Below are 14,971 nucleotides of genomic sequence, written 5' to 3' on the forward strand. Positions count from 1 at the left end.
GCTCCCGGGCGCGCTCCGGGGCGCCGCCGCCGCGGCTATTCTGATCGGCAACCGCCGATGAGGAGTTCCGAGGTGAGCGAGGCAGGGGCGCGTCCCACGCTGGAGGCAGTGGCCGCGCGGGCCGGGGTTTCGCGCGCGACGGTGTCACGGGTGGTGAACGGCGAGGCGGGGGTGCGAGAAGTCCTCGCCGTGAAGGTCAGACGGGCCGTGGACGAACTCGGCTATGTGCCCAACCGCGCCGCCCGCAGTCTCGTCACCCGGCGCTACGACGCCGTCGCCGTGGTCATCGCCGAGCCGGAGACGCGCGTCTTCGCCGATCCGTTCTTCGCGCTCCAACTGCGCGGCATCAGCAAGGAACTGACGGCCCATGACGTCCAGCTCGTGCTGCTGCTCACCGAGGGGCGCGCCGACCACGCGCGCGTGGGCCGCTATCTGTCGGGCGGCCACGTCGACGGGGCGCTCGTCTTCTCGCTGCACCTGGACGACCCGCTGCCGGTCATCATCAACGGCGCGGGCGTGCCCACGGTGTTCGGCGGGCGCCCCGGCTGGGCGGGCGGCGAGGACAGCGTGCGGTACGTCGACTGCGACAACCGCGGGGGCGCGCGCTCGGCCGTGCGGCACCTCGCGGGGCTCGGCCGCACCCGCATCGCGCACATCACCGGCGCCCTCGACCAGACGTCGGCGGCCGACCGCCTCGACGGCTTCCGGGACGTACTGCCGGGCGCGGACGCGCGGCTCGTCGCCGAGGGCGACTTCACGCCCGCGGGCGGCGAGCGCGCCATGCGGCGCCTGCTCGACCGGTGCCCGGACGTCGACGCCGTGTTCGCCGCGAACGACCTGTCGGCGGCCGGGGCGCTGCGGGTCCTGCGCGCCTCCGGGCGGCGCGTGCCGGACGACGTGGCGGTCGTCGGCTTCGACGACATGCTGCCCGTGGCCGAGCAGGCAGACCCGCCGCTGACGACGGTGCGTCAGGACATCGAGGAGATGGGCCGGCTCATGGCGGCCATGCTGCTGCGCGGGCAGGACCGGAGCCCCGCCCCGGACCACGCGGCGAGCGTCGTCCTGCCGACGGAACTGGTGCGACGCGATTCGGCATAGGGGAACGGCGGCGTCCGGCCGACCTGGGCGGGCCGAAGGCGTACGGCAATTCCCCGCCGAACGCGCCGGTAGCCGATCCGCTTCCGCCCCGTCCGTACTGTCGGCGGTACAACGGACAACGAAAAGGCCGGGAAATCTTGCGGCCGGGATCTTCAACCGTCAGCCTCTATGCACGACTTGAGGATCTCGGGTGGCCCGCTCGGCGGGTGCGCTCGCGGTTCGGCGTGCGCGGGCCCGGGGCGGGCCCGCCGCGGGCACACGGTGCCCGCAACGGGGCAGCAGCAAGCGGAGGGTTTCCATGGCCACAGACGCCGTACGTCCGAAAACGTCCAGACTTCCGTCCCTGAGCGGGATGCGATTCATCGCGGCACTGCCCGTTTTCGCTTTCCACGCGACGTCGGGGATGAATTTCCTCCGCGGTGACGTCGGTGATTTCTTCACCGACATCTTCAAGGACGCCGGTACGCCGAGCGTGAGTTTCTTCTTCGTGCTGAGCGGCTTCATTCTGACCTGGTCGGCACGGCCGCGGGACACGATGCCGGACTTCTGGCGACGCCGGATGATCAAGGTCTATCCGAACCATCTGCTCGCCTTCGCGGCCACCGTCGTGATCATGCTGCTCGCCTCCGACCCGCTGGAGGCGAAGAAGTTCTTCACCAGCCTCTTCCTCGTCCAGTCCTGGGTGCCGGAGCTGCCGGTCCTCACCGGCATGAACCCGGTGGCCTGGTCGTTGTCGTGCGAGGTCTTCTTCTATCTGAGCTTCCCGCTGCTGCTGCCGCTGGTGCGACGCCTGTCGGTGCGCGGCCTGTGGGCGCTGGGCGGGGTGCTGCTCGCCGTGCCCTGGCTCGTGGCGCTGATCGCCGACAAGGCCGTCGGGGGCACCCCCCTGCTGCCCGGCGGACCCCTCACGCACGAGCAGCTGTGGTTCGTGTACTTCTTCCCGCCGATCCGCATCGTCGAGTTCGTCCTCGGCATCGTGGTGGCGCGCCTCGTCCTCAGCGGGGCCATGCCGCGCATCGGCCTGGTCCCGGCGGCGCTGTTCGCCGTCGGCGGCTTCGTCCTCAACGCCCAGGTGCCGTATCTGTACAGCCTCGGCGGCACGGCCGCGTTCTGGGTCATGCCGCTGGTCGTCGCCGGTGCGACGGCCGATGCGAACGGGACCCGCTCGATCATGCGGGGCCGTGTGATCGTCAAGCTCGGCGAGATGTCGTTCGCCTTCTACCTGGTGCACACGATGTTCGTGGTGTCGGCGCAGCGGTGGCTGGTGCAGGACATGTCGGACGGCGCCGCGCTCGCGACGCTCTTCGGCTGCCTGGCCGGGAGCCTCGTCGTGTCGTACGCCATGTTCACATGGGTGGAGGAGCCGCTGGTGCGGAAGTTCGGCAGGGCCCGGCGGCCGCGGACCGGCCCGCCGGCACCGCCCGCCGCCACCGCGGCCGCCGCACCCCTCGCGGCCGTGGACGCCAAGGACTAGACAGCGCACCGGACGCGCGCCCCGGCCCACCACGGGCCGGGGCGCGCTCCGTTCGTGCGGCGCCGGAGCCGCTGGTCCGGCGCTACGACCCGACCGACACGGTGAACCGGCGCGGATTGCCGTCGTGCGCCGCGCCCGACACGTCCGGCTGGCCGTCCGGGCGCACGTCGTCGTACGGGAAGGCGTACCCGATGGGCGAGTTGGCGTGCACCACGCGCGCCCAGTGGTTGGTGACGGGCCCCCGGTAGTAGTCGGCGGCGGTCGTGCCGTTCGGCTGGGCGGGGTGGGTGAGCATGATGCCGCGGTTGAAGCCCGCGGCGAGACGGGCGAGGAGCGCCTTCTTCTCGTCGGAGTCGCCCGGGTTGTTGGCGAACGGGCCGTGGTTGCAGGTGAAGACGTCCTTCGAGGACGGCTTGGCGAAGGCGTGCCCTCCCTGGAAGGTGAGGGTGTCGCCGCTGACCCGGCCGACGCGCACACCCCGGCCGCCCTGGAGGTCGATGCGCAGGTCCGTCGAGCGGTACTTCTCCCAGACCTGGTCGACGTAGCCCTTGAAGAGGTCGCGGAACGGCATCTGGTCGGGGCGGTCGAAGTACGGGGCCATCAGGTTCTGCGGCGAGATGACCCGCAGCACGCGCCCGCCGCCGCGGATCACCAGCTTGTCCCACGGCTGCCCGTCCCGGCCCGTCTGTGCCACCAGGTCGGCGGCGATCCTGTCGACGGCCCCGTCGGGCAGGGGCGCGACGGTGTGCGTGGCGTCGCCCTCCAGGGTGAGGCCGATGGGCAGGGCGGTCACCAGGTCGACGTAGCTGATGTTCGCGTACAGCTGGGTGCTGTTGAAGGTGAACTCGCAGAACGACCACGTGCGGCCGTAGTTGGGGTCGGCCGGGGTGGCGAAGGCGGGCTCGACGAGCGCCGGGCCCGGGTTGAGGAAGAAGTCCAGCTTGTCGTCGCGCACGAAGTACACGCGGGCGCCGTACATCTGGGGGAGCGTCAGGACCCTGGGCGCGGAACCCGCCGCGCCCAGCGGGATGGCGCAGTCCACCGGCAGCGGCGTCTGCGGGGCCGACGGCGAATCCGGGCGGTAGACGCCGCCGTCCGGCTTCAGGAGCAGCCAGCGGCCCGTGCCCGCCTCGTGGCCGGTGACGTACGCGCGGACCTGTCCCGGCAGGGACTTGTTCCGCAGGGCGAGTTCACAGGTGGCGGGGGCCGCCGTGGCGCGCGGACTGAGCGCGGCGCCCCAGACGGGATAGGTGAGGGTGCCCGCCGCGGCGGCGGACGACGTCAGGAACACTCTGCGCGATATCACGGCATCTCTCTCCTGGCTGGAACGTGGGGGGAGGTGAGCAGGAGCGGGCCCGGCTGCGCGATGGTGCCTCGAGGTGCCCCCACTGTCGTGGCCCCGGAATCGCGGCGTCAAGAGGTGTGACTGAGAGCGCTCTCAGAATCTCCCCCGGCTTCACAAGGTGATGACGAGACCCTCCGGAGGGTGACGGGAATCCGACGATCGGCGACGAGCGGTGGTGACGCTGCGTGGTCGGCAGCTCGCGGATGAAGGAACGCGGCAGCTCTTGAAGGAACGCGGCGCGACGCGCCCGATGCGCGGAAAGGTGCGGCGGGCCCCCGCCCCGGCCCCTAGGGTGGGTCATGCCGAACGGTCGGTCGTCCCCTGCCCCGGGGGCCTGGCGCGCCTCGTTGATCGAACGTTGATCCGTTGTTTCGCGCTGTCGGCCACGATCACTGCATGCACATTGACACCACGGTGACCGAAGCCGAACTGGCCTGGCAGGAGCAGGCGCTGTGCGCGCAGACCGGACCCGACTTCTTCTTCCCCGACCCCGGCAGCTCGGTGCGCGAGGCGAAGCGCATCTGCCGCCTGTGCGACATGCGCTCCGCCTGTCTTGCCTACGCACTGGACAACGACGAGCGGTTCGGCGTGTGGGGCGGGCTCTCCGAGAAGGAACGGCAGAGCCTGCGGCGCGAGAGGGTCTCGCGTTCCGCCTGAGCGCCCCGGCGGCTCAGCCCCGCGTGGCTCAGCCGCATGCGACTCAGCCGTATGCGACTCAGCCGTATGTGACCGTGAACCTCTCCGTGCCCGCAGGCACGTGCACGTCGTCGCCCGCGACCGGCAGCGCGCGCCCGTCGGCCGTCGCGGCCCGCACCGGGCCGAAGCGGCACGGATAGACGTACCGCACGCCCTGCGGCACGTCCGTGACGTCCACGGTCACCGTGCGCTCGCCCGCGTCGTGCGCGAGCCGGTAGCCGAAGGGCGCGCCGAACAGCGTCGGCGCCGCCTCGACGGCCACCGCCGCGCCGTCCGGCACCCAGTGCGGGCGCACGCCCGGCGCCACGTACACGTGCGGGTCGTGGTCCTCGTCCGCCTCGAAGAAGAGGATGTCGCGGACCAGGAGCAGATACTCCGCCGCCGCCCAGCCGTGCGGGATGTCGCCCATGTACCAGTGGCGGTGCGGCACCTCGCCGTAGTCGGACGCGATGGGGAAGGCATGCTGCTCGTTCCAGGCGCCGAGCGCCACCGCCCGGCCCTCCGTGCGGGGCGACGCGGCGGCCACGGTCCAGCCGAGCAGCGCGTCCATCCGCGCCGGATCCCCTGCCAGCAGAAGGGCGTGCGCCAGCTGCATGGTCAGATACGGCCCGTAGGCGTTCCAGGCCGCCTCGTGCCGGAAGCCGCCGGTGACGAAGTGCGCGTACATCGTGTCGAGGGTGAAGCGCGCCGCCCGGTCGACGTCGTCGCCGAGCTTGCCGCCCATGTGCAGCCGCAGCGGATGGAAGTACGCCGCCGCGCCGATCATCGTCGAGTCGAGCCGCCCCACGTCACCGGGCCCGGTCGGGATGTACGTCTCCCAGTCGCCGCGCCGCCGCTGCTCGGCGAGGACCCAGCGGATCGAGGCCGCCGTGGCCCGCTTCAGGTCGTCGAACGCGGCCCAGAGCTCGGCCACCTCGGGAGTGCCGAGGCGCTCGGCGAGCCGGGCCGCCTCGTAGAGGCCCGCCAGGCCCCACAGGTCGTCCCAGTAGTGCGGTTTGTCCCGCTCGCCGAGGTGCTCGGCGCTCCAGCCGCTGTGCAGCAGACCGTACTGGTCCCGGTTGTCACGCAGCCAGCGCGCGGCGTCGACGACGTACGGCGCGTAGAGCTTCGCGCCGAACGCGGCGTCGCGGCCGCGCGTGCGGTCGAAGCGGCCGATCGCCCACAGCGCCTGGCCGTTGCTGTCCCACTCGCGGTCGTCCTTCTCGTGCGGACCGCCGTAGAAGCCGTACTCGGCGCACGGCCCGATCCGGCCCGTGCCGCGGTTGAACCGCAGCGGGTAGTGCGTGCCCAGCTGGTGCTCCGCGAGGGCCGTGTCGCCCACGAGGGAGCACGCCGTGGCCTCCACCGACGAGTCGCGGATCCAGAACGAGTCGTACACCGTCGGGCCCGGATGGATCTCCCCGTGGTCGGAGAGCACGAGCAGCTGCGCCCGGGCCTGCCGGAAGCCGTCGGCCAGGTGCGCCACGGGCCCCGGCAGCTCGGGCCGCACGCCCTGGCCGAGCAGTTTCGCCGTCCAGAACGCCCGGTTGGCCTCCTCCAGGTCCGCGGCGGGCGTCGCGCGCAGCTCCGCCAGGTCGTCCGCGCCGCTGTACAGGTCGACCGGAAGCCGTACGTCAAGGGTGAACACCTCGTCGTCCGCGACCCGGAACGGCCACGCGAAGGCCGCGCTGCACAACCCCGCCACCTGGTCCTGCGCCTGGAGCGCCGCGTTGAGCTTGCCGCCGGTGACCAGGTCGTGGAAGGGGCTGCGGACCAGATACGCCGCGGGGTCCGTGGTGAAGTCCGGGTTGCCGTACACGCCGTAGTGGTCCGGCGGGGCGTCGAACACCGGGCCCCAGCCGCTGTTGGTCTCCACCCGCGCCTCGTCCGGCAGGTACCGCAGGAACGTCAGGCGCCGGTCGGTGAGCTGCTCGCCGTGCCGGTCGTGCCGCTGGAACCCGCTCGGCCCCGCGGGCAGCACCGCCGCGCACAGCCAGCCCTCGCGCGGGTGCCCGTCCGGGCTGCTCACCGCGGCGCGGGTCACGGCCAGGTCCCGCCGGCGCGCGCCGACCGCGGTGGCGAACGTCCGCTGCGCGCACGCGACGCCGTCCGCCGTGCGGAACGTCGTCACCACCACCGGCAGGTGCGGCGCCTGCATCCGCTGCTCCACCGTGCCGCCCTCCGCGAGCTGCGGCAGGCGCACGGTGCCCGCCGCCGGGTCGTAGAGGAAGAACGTCAGACAGTACTTGTCGTAGACCGGCTCGACCTCGCCCGCCTGGCCGACGAGGGACTCCTGACGGTGGTCCTTCACGCCCACCATGTGCCAGTAGCGGTACAGGGCGTTGGAGGCGAAGGCGGCCTCCTTCGACGCGTACGTGCCCCGGTCGAAGTCGTCGCTCCAGCGCCGGAACGCGGCCTGCGCCCACCACGGCACGGGATACGGCACCCGCGCCCGGTCCGCCCAGCCGCGCCACATGACCTCGTAGAACATCCACTCGTGCGTCTGTGCCACGCCTTTCCACCCCCAGGGGTCGATGACGGTGCCCGACCGCCTCGCTCGGTGTATCGGTCCTGCCTGCGGGCCGTCGGGGGCTGATCGCGCCGTTCCCCGCGCCCCTTCGGGGCGCACCACCACAACATGGCACCGCCGTCGTGGGCCGTAAATCGCTACGGCGGCCCGGCCGGGACGGGCAGAATCGCCGCATGGCACGCCCTGACCCGGCCGCTGCGGCCGCCCGCCTGCTCGCCGACCTCGACCCGCTGCCCCACCCGGAGCGGATGCGCCGCCTCGCCCGCGTCGGGCGGGAGCGGTACGGGGATGTGCGGGCGCTCCTGGAGGCGCTGGAGGGCGGCGGCGCGCCCCCGCCCGAGCCCGGCCGCCGATGGGGCCTGGCCCGGCGCGGCCGCGACAGCGCGGTGCCGTATCTGCCCGGGCGCGCCTACGAACGCGGCATCGCGGTCCTGCTCGCCGCCATGGCCGGGGACACCGCGTGGATCGCGGCCCGCCTCGCCGACCCCGACGCGTTCGTCCGCGGCCACGCCCTGCGCGCCGCCGACGCCGTGGGCGTGCCGGACGCCGCCTTCGAGGCCGCCCTTGCCGACGCGCCCCGGGCGGTGCGCCGCCGGCTCCTGCGCGCGCTCGCCGCCGGGCGCCGCACCGCGCTCGCCGACCGGCTCGTCGACGGCGTCCGGCGCGACTGGGGCGACGCCGAGGCGGCGCGGCTGCTGCCCGGCTGCTCCGAGGACGTCGTGGTGCGGCTGCTGCCCGAGGTCCTGCACGCCGTGCGCGGTCCGAGCGTCCTCGCCAAGCGGCACCACGGCGTCCTGCTCGACGTCCTCACGCGCGAGCTCGCCGCCGCGCCCGAGGCGCTGCGCGACGCCTGCTGGGAGCGGTGCGCGGCCGCTCTGGAGGCGGGCGCGGAGCACGATCCGGGGCGCGTGCTCGACCTCCTGGAGCGGTACGCGCCGACGCGCTTCCCCCCTCGACTCCTGCCCCATCTCGCGGCGTTCGCGGCCGTCGCGCCCGACCGCACGCTGCGCCTCCTCACCGGTGAATGGGGCGCGGCGCTCCGCGGCAGCGGCCGTCTCACCCGGTCCGTACTGCGCCGCCTCGCCCGGCGCGACGGCCCCGAACTCACCGCCTACGCCCGCTCCGTCGCCGACGACTCCGCCGCCCTCGCCCGGCTGCTCGCGGCACACCCGCCCGCCGTCAGGGCCGCCCTGTACGCGGCCGCCGTCGAGGGCCGGGGCGCCGGGCCCGCCACGGTCGACGGCGTCCTCTGGGACGTGCTGCCGCGCCACGCCGCCGCCGACGAGGCCCGCCGCGTCGCCGACCGGGCCCGCGCGGACGGCGCGTACTGGACCACCGTGCTCGCCGCCGAGTCCTATCTGCCCTGTGCGGAGGTCCGCGAGCGCCTCGTCGCCGCGACGCGCCGCCCCGTCGCCGACGACCGGGCCGAGGCCTGGCCGTTCCTCGTCCGCAACGCGGCCCGCTCCCGCGACGCCGCCGAAGTCACCCTCGTCGTACGGGACATGGCCGAGCGCCTCACCAACGAACAGGACCCGGTGCGCTCCGAGGCCCTGTACGCCCTGTCGACCGTACGGCCCGCGCTGCTCACCCACGACGCCGTACCGCACCTGGACCGGCTCGTCACCGACGCCCTGGCCGCGCGCGACTGCTCGTACGACACCCGGGACGCGCTCAGCTCCCTCGCGCTCGCCGTGCTGCGCGAGCACGCCGCCAACGCGCGCACCGAGCTGGTGAGTTGGGGCCTGCGTACGCTCACCCGGCTGACCGGCAGCACCGGACGCGCCGACTTCGGGCGGCTCGACCGGGTGCTGCGGCGCGGCCAGGAAAACGCGGTGTACGAGGCGCTGCGGCCCTGGACCGAGGCGGGCGCCGAGAAGGCGGACCACGGCCTGGCGTTCGCCCTCGCCCGTGCCGTCGGGCGCCGCGCGCGGGGCATGGCCGGGCTCCAGGACCTGCTGTGGCAGGCGATCCGGTTCGGCGACAACCCCACGGCCGCCACGGCGATCGGGCTGTGGCTCGACGGCGCGGAGACCTCGGCCGACCGCGACGAACGGGTCGCGCGCGTCCTCGCCCGGGAGCCGTCGGCGGCCGCCCTGGCCCCCGTGCACACCGTCCTCACCCACCGCCGCACCGACCTGCTCGACCCGCTGCTCGGCACGGAGCCGCCGTACGGCCGCTTCCTGCCCGAGGAGTCCGCCTGGACGCTGCCCGCCGACTCCAGGGCGCTTCGGCGCTGGACCGCGCGGCAACAGGAGGCGTGGGCGCGGCAGTTGGGGGCCGCCGTGGCCGACGGGAAGCTGCCGCTCGCCGACCGCGCCGCCGCGCTCGGCCGCTGTGCGGCCGCGCCCGGCGCCGGCGCGGACCTGGTCCGGCACTGGAGCACGTCCGCCGACGTGCGCCTCGCCGAGGCGGGCCTCGCCGCGCTCGCCCACACCGACCGGCCGGGGGACGCCGTGCCCGCGCTGCTCGCGCACGCGGGCGACGACCGGGCGCGGGTCGCGGTGTACGCGGTGAACCGGGCCTCGCAGTACGTGGCGCCGTCGCTCCTCGCCGGGCCGCTGCGCGAGGTCCTCGTCGGGCCCGGGGCGAAGGTCACCAGCCGCAAGGAGGCCGCCCGGCTCGCGGCGACCCGGCTGCCCGCGGCGACGGCCGCGGCCCTGCTGCGCGAGGCGTACCGGGCCCCCGGCGGCCACCCGGACGTCCGGGCCGCGTGCGTGGCGTGCTGCGGCGGGCTGCTCGGCGAGGCGCCCGTGGGGGAGCTGCTCGCCGACGCCGTCCGGGACGACCTCGCGCCGCGGTACGCCGTCCTGCGGATGCGGCCCCTCGACGTCGCGCCCGCGCACCGGGAGCGGTACGCCCGCCTCGTGTGCGACGTGGGCGCCGCCGGGGACGCCGAGACCGCGGTCCTCGCCTTCGGCGCGCTGCCCCGGTGGGCGCCGTGGTCGGCCGCCGCGGCGGAGGTGCTCGGCGCGGCCTGCGCGGACCTGGAACGGGGCCGGACTGTATGGCTGGCGGCCGCGGACGGACTGGTCGCGGCGGCGGTCACGGCCGTCGGCGGCGACGGGGCGCTGTGCGCGGCGCTCGACGCGCTCGCGGCGGTGCCCGGGGAGCCGGGGATGGCGGCGCGGCGGCGGGTCGAGCACGTGGTCGCGCGGCTCGCGTCCGCGCAGGGGGTGACGGGGCGGTCGGTGGCCCGGCGCGCGGGGGAACTCCTCACTGCCTACGAGGACTTCAGGCCGCAGGCCGTGCGGCTGCTGGTGGCCGCGGTGGAGGTCGCCGGGGGTGACACGGGGCGGGACCTGGAGCGGGTCGCGGTGCTGCATGACGGGCGGCCCGTGCTGGTCGCGGAGACCGCGCGAGGCCTTGCGGAGCGCCTGGCCGGGGCGGACGCCTCCCTGGCCGAGGCGGCCCTGCTGCCCGTGGCCCGGGCCCTCGCCGCGGGCCCCGGGCCCGCCCGCCCCCTCTTCGCCGTCTCCCTCGCCCAGACCCTGGGCTCCCGCACCGGCTGGCCCCCGCCCTGGCGCACCCTCCTGACCACCTTGCGCCACCACCCCCTCCCCGACACCAGGGCCGCAGCGCTGGCGGTGCCTCTGCCTTAGGCGACAGCCCTGGCCGGGGCTGCGCCCCTGCTGCCACGGTTGCTCGGCACCTCGGCGCTGTGCCCACCCTTCGCCAAGCTCTCGGCTTCGCTCGAGCAGGGGATACCCCACTCGCCCTGCGGGACGACTGCCCACAGCAGGGAGGCCGCCCGCCAGTCCGGGGCGGTCCCGCCCACCCGCCCCCACCCGCAGCGCGGGGCGTCGGGGCCCGGCCTCTCGCAGCTGGGCGGTTTCGGGTGGGTGGGTGGGAGAAGCCCCGCCGCGGTAGCGGCGGCACCACCCACTCGGCGGCAGCGCGGAGCGTCGGGGCCCGGCCGGGCGAGGCTGGGGAGCTTCGGGTGGGCGGGTGGGAGGGGCCCGCCGCGGTAGCGGGTGGGCTGGTGGCCGGGGCGGTCTCAGGCTCGGGCTGCGATGCGGGCCTGTCGGGCCGCGAGCCGCTCGTCGAAGCGCCGCGCCTCCCCGTCGAGCCCGTCGAGGAAGAGCCCGAGCTCCTCCTGGGCCCGGGTCCCCTCCGGGCCGAGCCCGGTGATGCCCATGACCTTGAGGAAGCGCAGCACGGGCTGGAGCACGTCGTCGTGGTGGATGCGCAGGTTGTACACCCCGCCGATGGCCATCTTCGCGGCGGCCCGCTCGAAGCCGGGGATGCTGTGCCCGGGCATGCGGAAGCCGACGACCACGTCCCGTACGGCCATCATCGTGGCGTCGGGCGCGAGCTCGAAGGCGGCCTTGAGGAGGTTGCGGTAGAAGACCATGTGCAGGTTCTCGTCGGTGGCGATGCGCGCCAGCATCCGGTCGCAGACCGGGTCGCCGGACTGGTGCCCGGTGTTGCGGTGGGAGATCCGGGTGGCCAGCTCCTGGAAGGCGACGTACGCGACCGAGTGAAGCATCGAGTGGCGGTTGTCCGACTCGAACCCCTCGCTCATGTGTGCCATCCGGAAGCGTTCCAGCTCGTCCGGGTCCACGGCGCGGGACGCGAGCAGGTAGTCGCGCATCACGATGCCGTGGCGGCCCTCCTCGGCGGTCCAGCGGTGCACCCACGTGCCCCAGGCGCCGTCCCGTCCGAAGAGGGTGGCGATCTCGTGGTGGTAGCTCGGGAGGTTGTCCTCGGTGAGGAGGTTGACGACGAGGGCGATGCGGCCGACGTCGGTGACGGGGGACTGCCCCCGCTCCCAGGCCTCGCCGTCCTCGAACTGGCCGGGGAAGTTGCGCGCGTCGGAGAACGGCACGTACTCGTGCGGCATCCAGTCCTTGGCGACCTTCAGATGGCGGTTGAGCTCCTGCTCGACCACTTCCTCCAGCGCGTACAGCAACCGGGCGTCGGTCCAGGTGTCCGGGCTGCCGAGGTGGGGAGAAGTGAGCGTCACGGGGTCTCCAGGAAGGGGGTGGGGACGGAAGGGGGGGTGCGGCACGGGGCGCCGCGAGCGGGGTACCTACGGCATCGTAGGTTACGTTCCCGTAGGTTAAACCCGTCGTAAAGAGTGACGGTGGTCTCAGCGCACGGCCAGGCGCCGTGCGACGGCCGCGCTGAGGACGCGTACGCCGCGCGTCGAGCCCGGTGTGAGGCCGGTGAGCTCCCGTACTCGGCGCAGTCGGTAGTCCAGGGTGCGGGGGTGGACGTTGAGGGCGGCTGCCGCGGCGCCCCGGTCCATGTCGTAGCGGTAGTACGTGTCGAGGGTGACGACGAGGTCCGGTCCGGGTTCGAGGTGCCGGGCCACTGTAGCGAGCCAGGAGTCGACGAACGGCACGTCCACGACGGCGAGTTCGACGAAGGCGTCCGCCGTGGTGAGCGGTCGGAGGCGGGCGGGGGCCTGCCGCAGCGGGGCCGCCCGGCTGATCCGCCGGGCCCGGCTCAGGGCGTCGGAGAGCTCCGCGAGCGGCGCGGTGGCGGTCCCCGCGGCGCAGGGGCGCCCCAGGGCGCCGGCGAAGTCCCGCACGAGGTCGAGGGCGAGCTCGGGCACGGGGTCCAGGCCGAGGCTGGACGCGGAACCGGGGCCGGGCGCGGGCGCGGTCGTGGCGGTGGCAGGCCCATGCCCTGCCGTGGAGGCAGCAGGTGCCCGGCCAGTCGCATCACCGGCAGCGGGCGCACGACCTGTCGCGGCGGCGGCGGAAGCAGGCGCGCGCCCCGGCGCGGACGGGGCGCCAGGCGCACGCCCAGCCGCGCCAGCGACAGGCGCATCACCGGAAGCGGTAGAGGCACGACCAGCCGCTTCAGCGGCAGCGGCAGGCGCAGGTCCAGCGGCGGTAGCGGTAGACGCATGACCAGCCGCATCAGCGGCAGCGGCGGGCACAGGTCCAACATCGGCAGCGGCGGGCGCCGGTCCAGCCGCAGTAGCCGTAGCGCCATGCGCACGATCAGTCGCCACACGTAACCGCCCCGCCTCGCCGTCCGGCACCAGCGCGATCAGCTCCCCGCCCCCGTCGCCCGCCGGGCACCACACGATCGGGACCCGGTGGCTCTTCACCAGGGCCTCGACCTCGACCTCGGGGCCGCCCCGGCCGTCCGGCACCCGGATCACCGTCACCGCGCAGTACTCGGGCAGCTCCATGCCCACGGCCGGGGCCAGCTCCGTCGCCAGGGGGTCGTGGATGAGGAGCGACCTGGCGAGCAGGGCGACCTGCTCGACGTACGGGAGTCGGCGGCGCAGGGCGGTCACGAAGCCCCGGCAGTAGGCGCCGATGCCGCGCTCGCCCTGCGGGGCGAACCAGCCCATCATCCGCAGGAGTTCCTCGGCGCCGCCGCCGCGCTGGGCGTCGACCGCCTCGTTGATCTCGCGCAGCATCAGCGCGGTGTGCAGGCACAGGACCCGCTGGCGTGACTCCAGGGACATGCCAGAGCCGCCCCGTACCTCGCCCATGGAGGCGATGAGGTCGAGGTCGCCCGGGGTCAACGCGCTGTTGCCCGGGGCCAGTTCGAGCGTGCGGCGGCGCAGCCACACCGCGTACTCCAGCGTCTCGGCGCGAGCGCGGGCGTCGGCGTCCAGGGAGGCGAACTCCGGGATCTCGCGCGCGTACGCCTCGACCTCCCGGCGCGCGCTGTTCGCCGCTTGCCGGGCCAGCTCGGCGAAGAGGCTCCCCATGGCGGCGAGCATGCCATCGCGCGCGAGGGGCCCGACAGGGGGAAACCGGTCGGCGTTCACACGTCGCACACATTTCGGCCGCGGGGGCGGGCGGCCGTTTGTCACCGTGCGCAAAGTTCCCCGGACGGGGCGCCGTTGTCCCTGGATCCGCTTGTCGGCCCCAGGTGACCTGGGCTTAATGGGAACCGCGCACCCGCCCGTGGGGGGAACACCGTGGCGACCGGGAGAACCCGTACTCGCCCCAAGACGCATTCCGGCAACAACGGGAGGGAAACACTGATGAAGGTTCCTAGCAGAACGCGCGCCAGGAGGAGATGCGCGGCGGCGATCGCAGTCCTCACCGCGTCGACAGCGCTCGTGATGGGCGCACCCGGCAGCGGCTCGGCGGCGCCCGCCGCCACACCCAGCCTGCAGGCGTTCGGGATCAGCGGCGACGGCCTCCTGATGGCCGCGTTCAAGACCGACAACCCGCGGCAACTGGACTGGGTGCGGGAGATCGTCGGCCTCAAGGGCGATCAGAAGATGGTCGGCATCGACTTCCGGGTCCAGAACGGCAAGTTGTACGGGGTCGGTGACAAGGGCGGGATCTACACGTTCGAGTGGCCGCCCTACGTTCCGGAGCCGACCGCCACCAAGGTCTCCCAGCTCCAGTTCGATCTGTACGGCGCCAACTTCGGCGTCGACTTCAATCCGGCGGCCGACCGGCTCCGCGTGATCAGTGACAACGGCCAGAACCTGCGGCACAACCTGAACGACCACACCACGGTCGAGGACGGCGTCCTCACCACCCCGCCCATACCCGGGTGGACCAGGGGCGTCAGCGCGGCCGCCTACACGAACAACGACCTGAACGGGGCCACTGGCACCCTGCTGTTCGACGTCGACACCAAGACGGACCAACTGGCCGTCCAGGCCCCGGCCAACAACGGCACCTTGTCACCGGTCGGCTCGCTGGGTGTCGACGCGGGGCCCAACGCGGGACTCGACATCTACAGCACCCTCTCGGGCGGCAAGGCGGTCTCGAACGCGGGCTTCGCCATCCTCGGTCCGCCGTCCGGCACGGTGAAACCCAGCCTCTACAACGTTAACCTGTTCACCGGTGAGACCGAACTCATCGGCCGGTTCCCCGTGGACATCACGGACCTGGCCATCTCCCTCACCGGCAAGTGAGCC

At 74.1% G+C, this 14,971-nt stretch carries 9 protein-coding genes; 5 read left to right on the top strand and 4 right to left on the bottom strand.

Features of this window, described 5'->3' with window-relative positions; genetic code table 11:
* The first annotated feature begins 57 nt into the window (after positions 1–57).
* Complete coding sequence (locus CP982_RS33880; RefSeq protein WP_221515650.1) at positions 58–1,098, top strand: LacI family DNA-binding transcriptional regulator; 1,041 nt, start codon at positions 58–60, stop codon at positions 1,096–1,098.
* A gap of 298 nt (positions 1,099–1,396) precedes the next feature.
* Positions 1,397–2,572, top strand: coding sequence for an acyltransferase family protein (locus tag CP982_RS33885; protein WP_150513948.1), 1,176 nt, complete (start codon positions 1,397–1,399; stop codon positions 2,570–2,572).
* An 82-nt stretch (positions 2,573–2,654) separates the two neighbouring features.
* On the opposite strand, the gene CP982_RS33890 is transcribed toward CP982_RS33885, so the two are convergent.
* The gene (locus CP982_RS33890) at positions 2,655–3,878 is read right to left on the bottom strand and encodes a glycoside hydrolase family 64 protein (RefSeq protein ID WP_150513949.1); all 1,224 of its coding nucleotides are present in this window, start codon (positions 3,876–3,878) and stop codon (positions 2,655–2,657) included.
* 435 nt (positions 3,879–4,313) lie between these two features.
* On the opposite strand from CP982_RS33890, the gene CP982_RS33895 reads away from it, so the two are divergent.
* Positions 4,314–4,574 carry a WhiB family transcriptional regulator gene (locus tag CP982_RS33895; protein WP_150513950.1) on the top strand — a complete coding sequence of 87 codons (261 nt, stop codon included), beginning with the start codon at positions 4,314–4,316 and terminating at the stop codon, positions 4,572–4,574.
* A 58-nt stretch (positions 4,575–4,632) separates the two neighbouring features.
* Here CP982_RS33895 and CP982_RS33900 read toward each other — a convergent pair whose 3' ends face one another.
* Positions 4,633–7,104: a glucosidase family protein gene (locus CP982_RS33900; protein ID WP_150513951.1), complete on the bottom strand. Its 2,472-nt coding sequence runs from the start codon at positions 7,102–7,104 to the stop codon at positions 4,633–4,635.
* 191 nt (positions 7,105–7,295) lie between these two features.
* Here CP982_RS33900 and CP982_RS33905 point away from each other — a divergent pair, with 191 nt between their 5' ends.
* Positions 7,296–10,721, top strand: a complete 3,426-nt coding sequence (locus tag CP982_RS33905; RefSeq protein ID WP_150513952.1) for a hypothetical protein — start codon at positions 7,296–7,298, stop codon at positions 10,719–10,721.
* A gap of 395 nt (positions 10,722–11,116) precedes the next feature.
* Here CP982_RS33905 and CP982_RS33910 read toward each other — a convergent pair whose 3' ends face one another.
* Positions 11,117–12,085 (bottom strand): acyl-ACP desaturase, encoded by a 969-nt coding sequence (locus tag CP982_RS33910; protein ID WP_150513953.1) that lies wholly within the window; start codon positions 12,083–12,085, stop codon positions 11,117–11,119.
* Between the two features lie 126 nt (positions 12,086–12,211).
* The gene (locus CP982_RS42730; RefSeq protein WP_229878597.1) at positions 12,212–13,798 is read right to left on the bottom strand and encodes a PucR family transcriptional regulator; all 1,587 of its coding nucleotides are present in this window, start codon (positions 13,796–13,798) and stop codon (positions 12,212–12,214) included.
* Positions 13,799–14,158: 360 nt separating this feature from the next.
* Here CP982_RS42730 and CP982_RS33925 point away from each other — a divergent pair, with 360 nt between their 5' ends.
* Positions 14,159–14,968, top strand: a complete 810-nt coding sequence (locus tag CP982_RS33925) for a DUF4394 domain-containing protein (RefSeq protein WP_229878595.1) — start codon at positions 14,159–14,161, stop codon at positions 14,966–14,968.
* The last annotated feature ends 3 nt before the right edge of the window (positions 14,969–14,971 follow it).

Source organism: Streptomyces spectabilis (assembly GCF_008704795.1).
In the GTDB taxonomy this organism is placed as follows: domain Bacteria; phylum Actinomycetota; class Actinomycetes; order Streptomycetales; family Streptomycetaceae; genus Streptomyces; species Streptomyces spectabilis.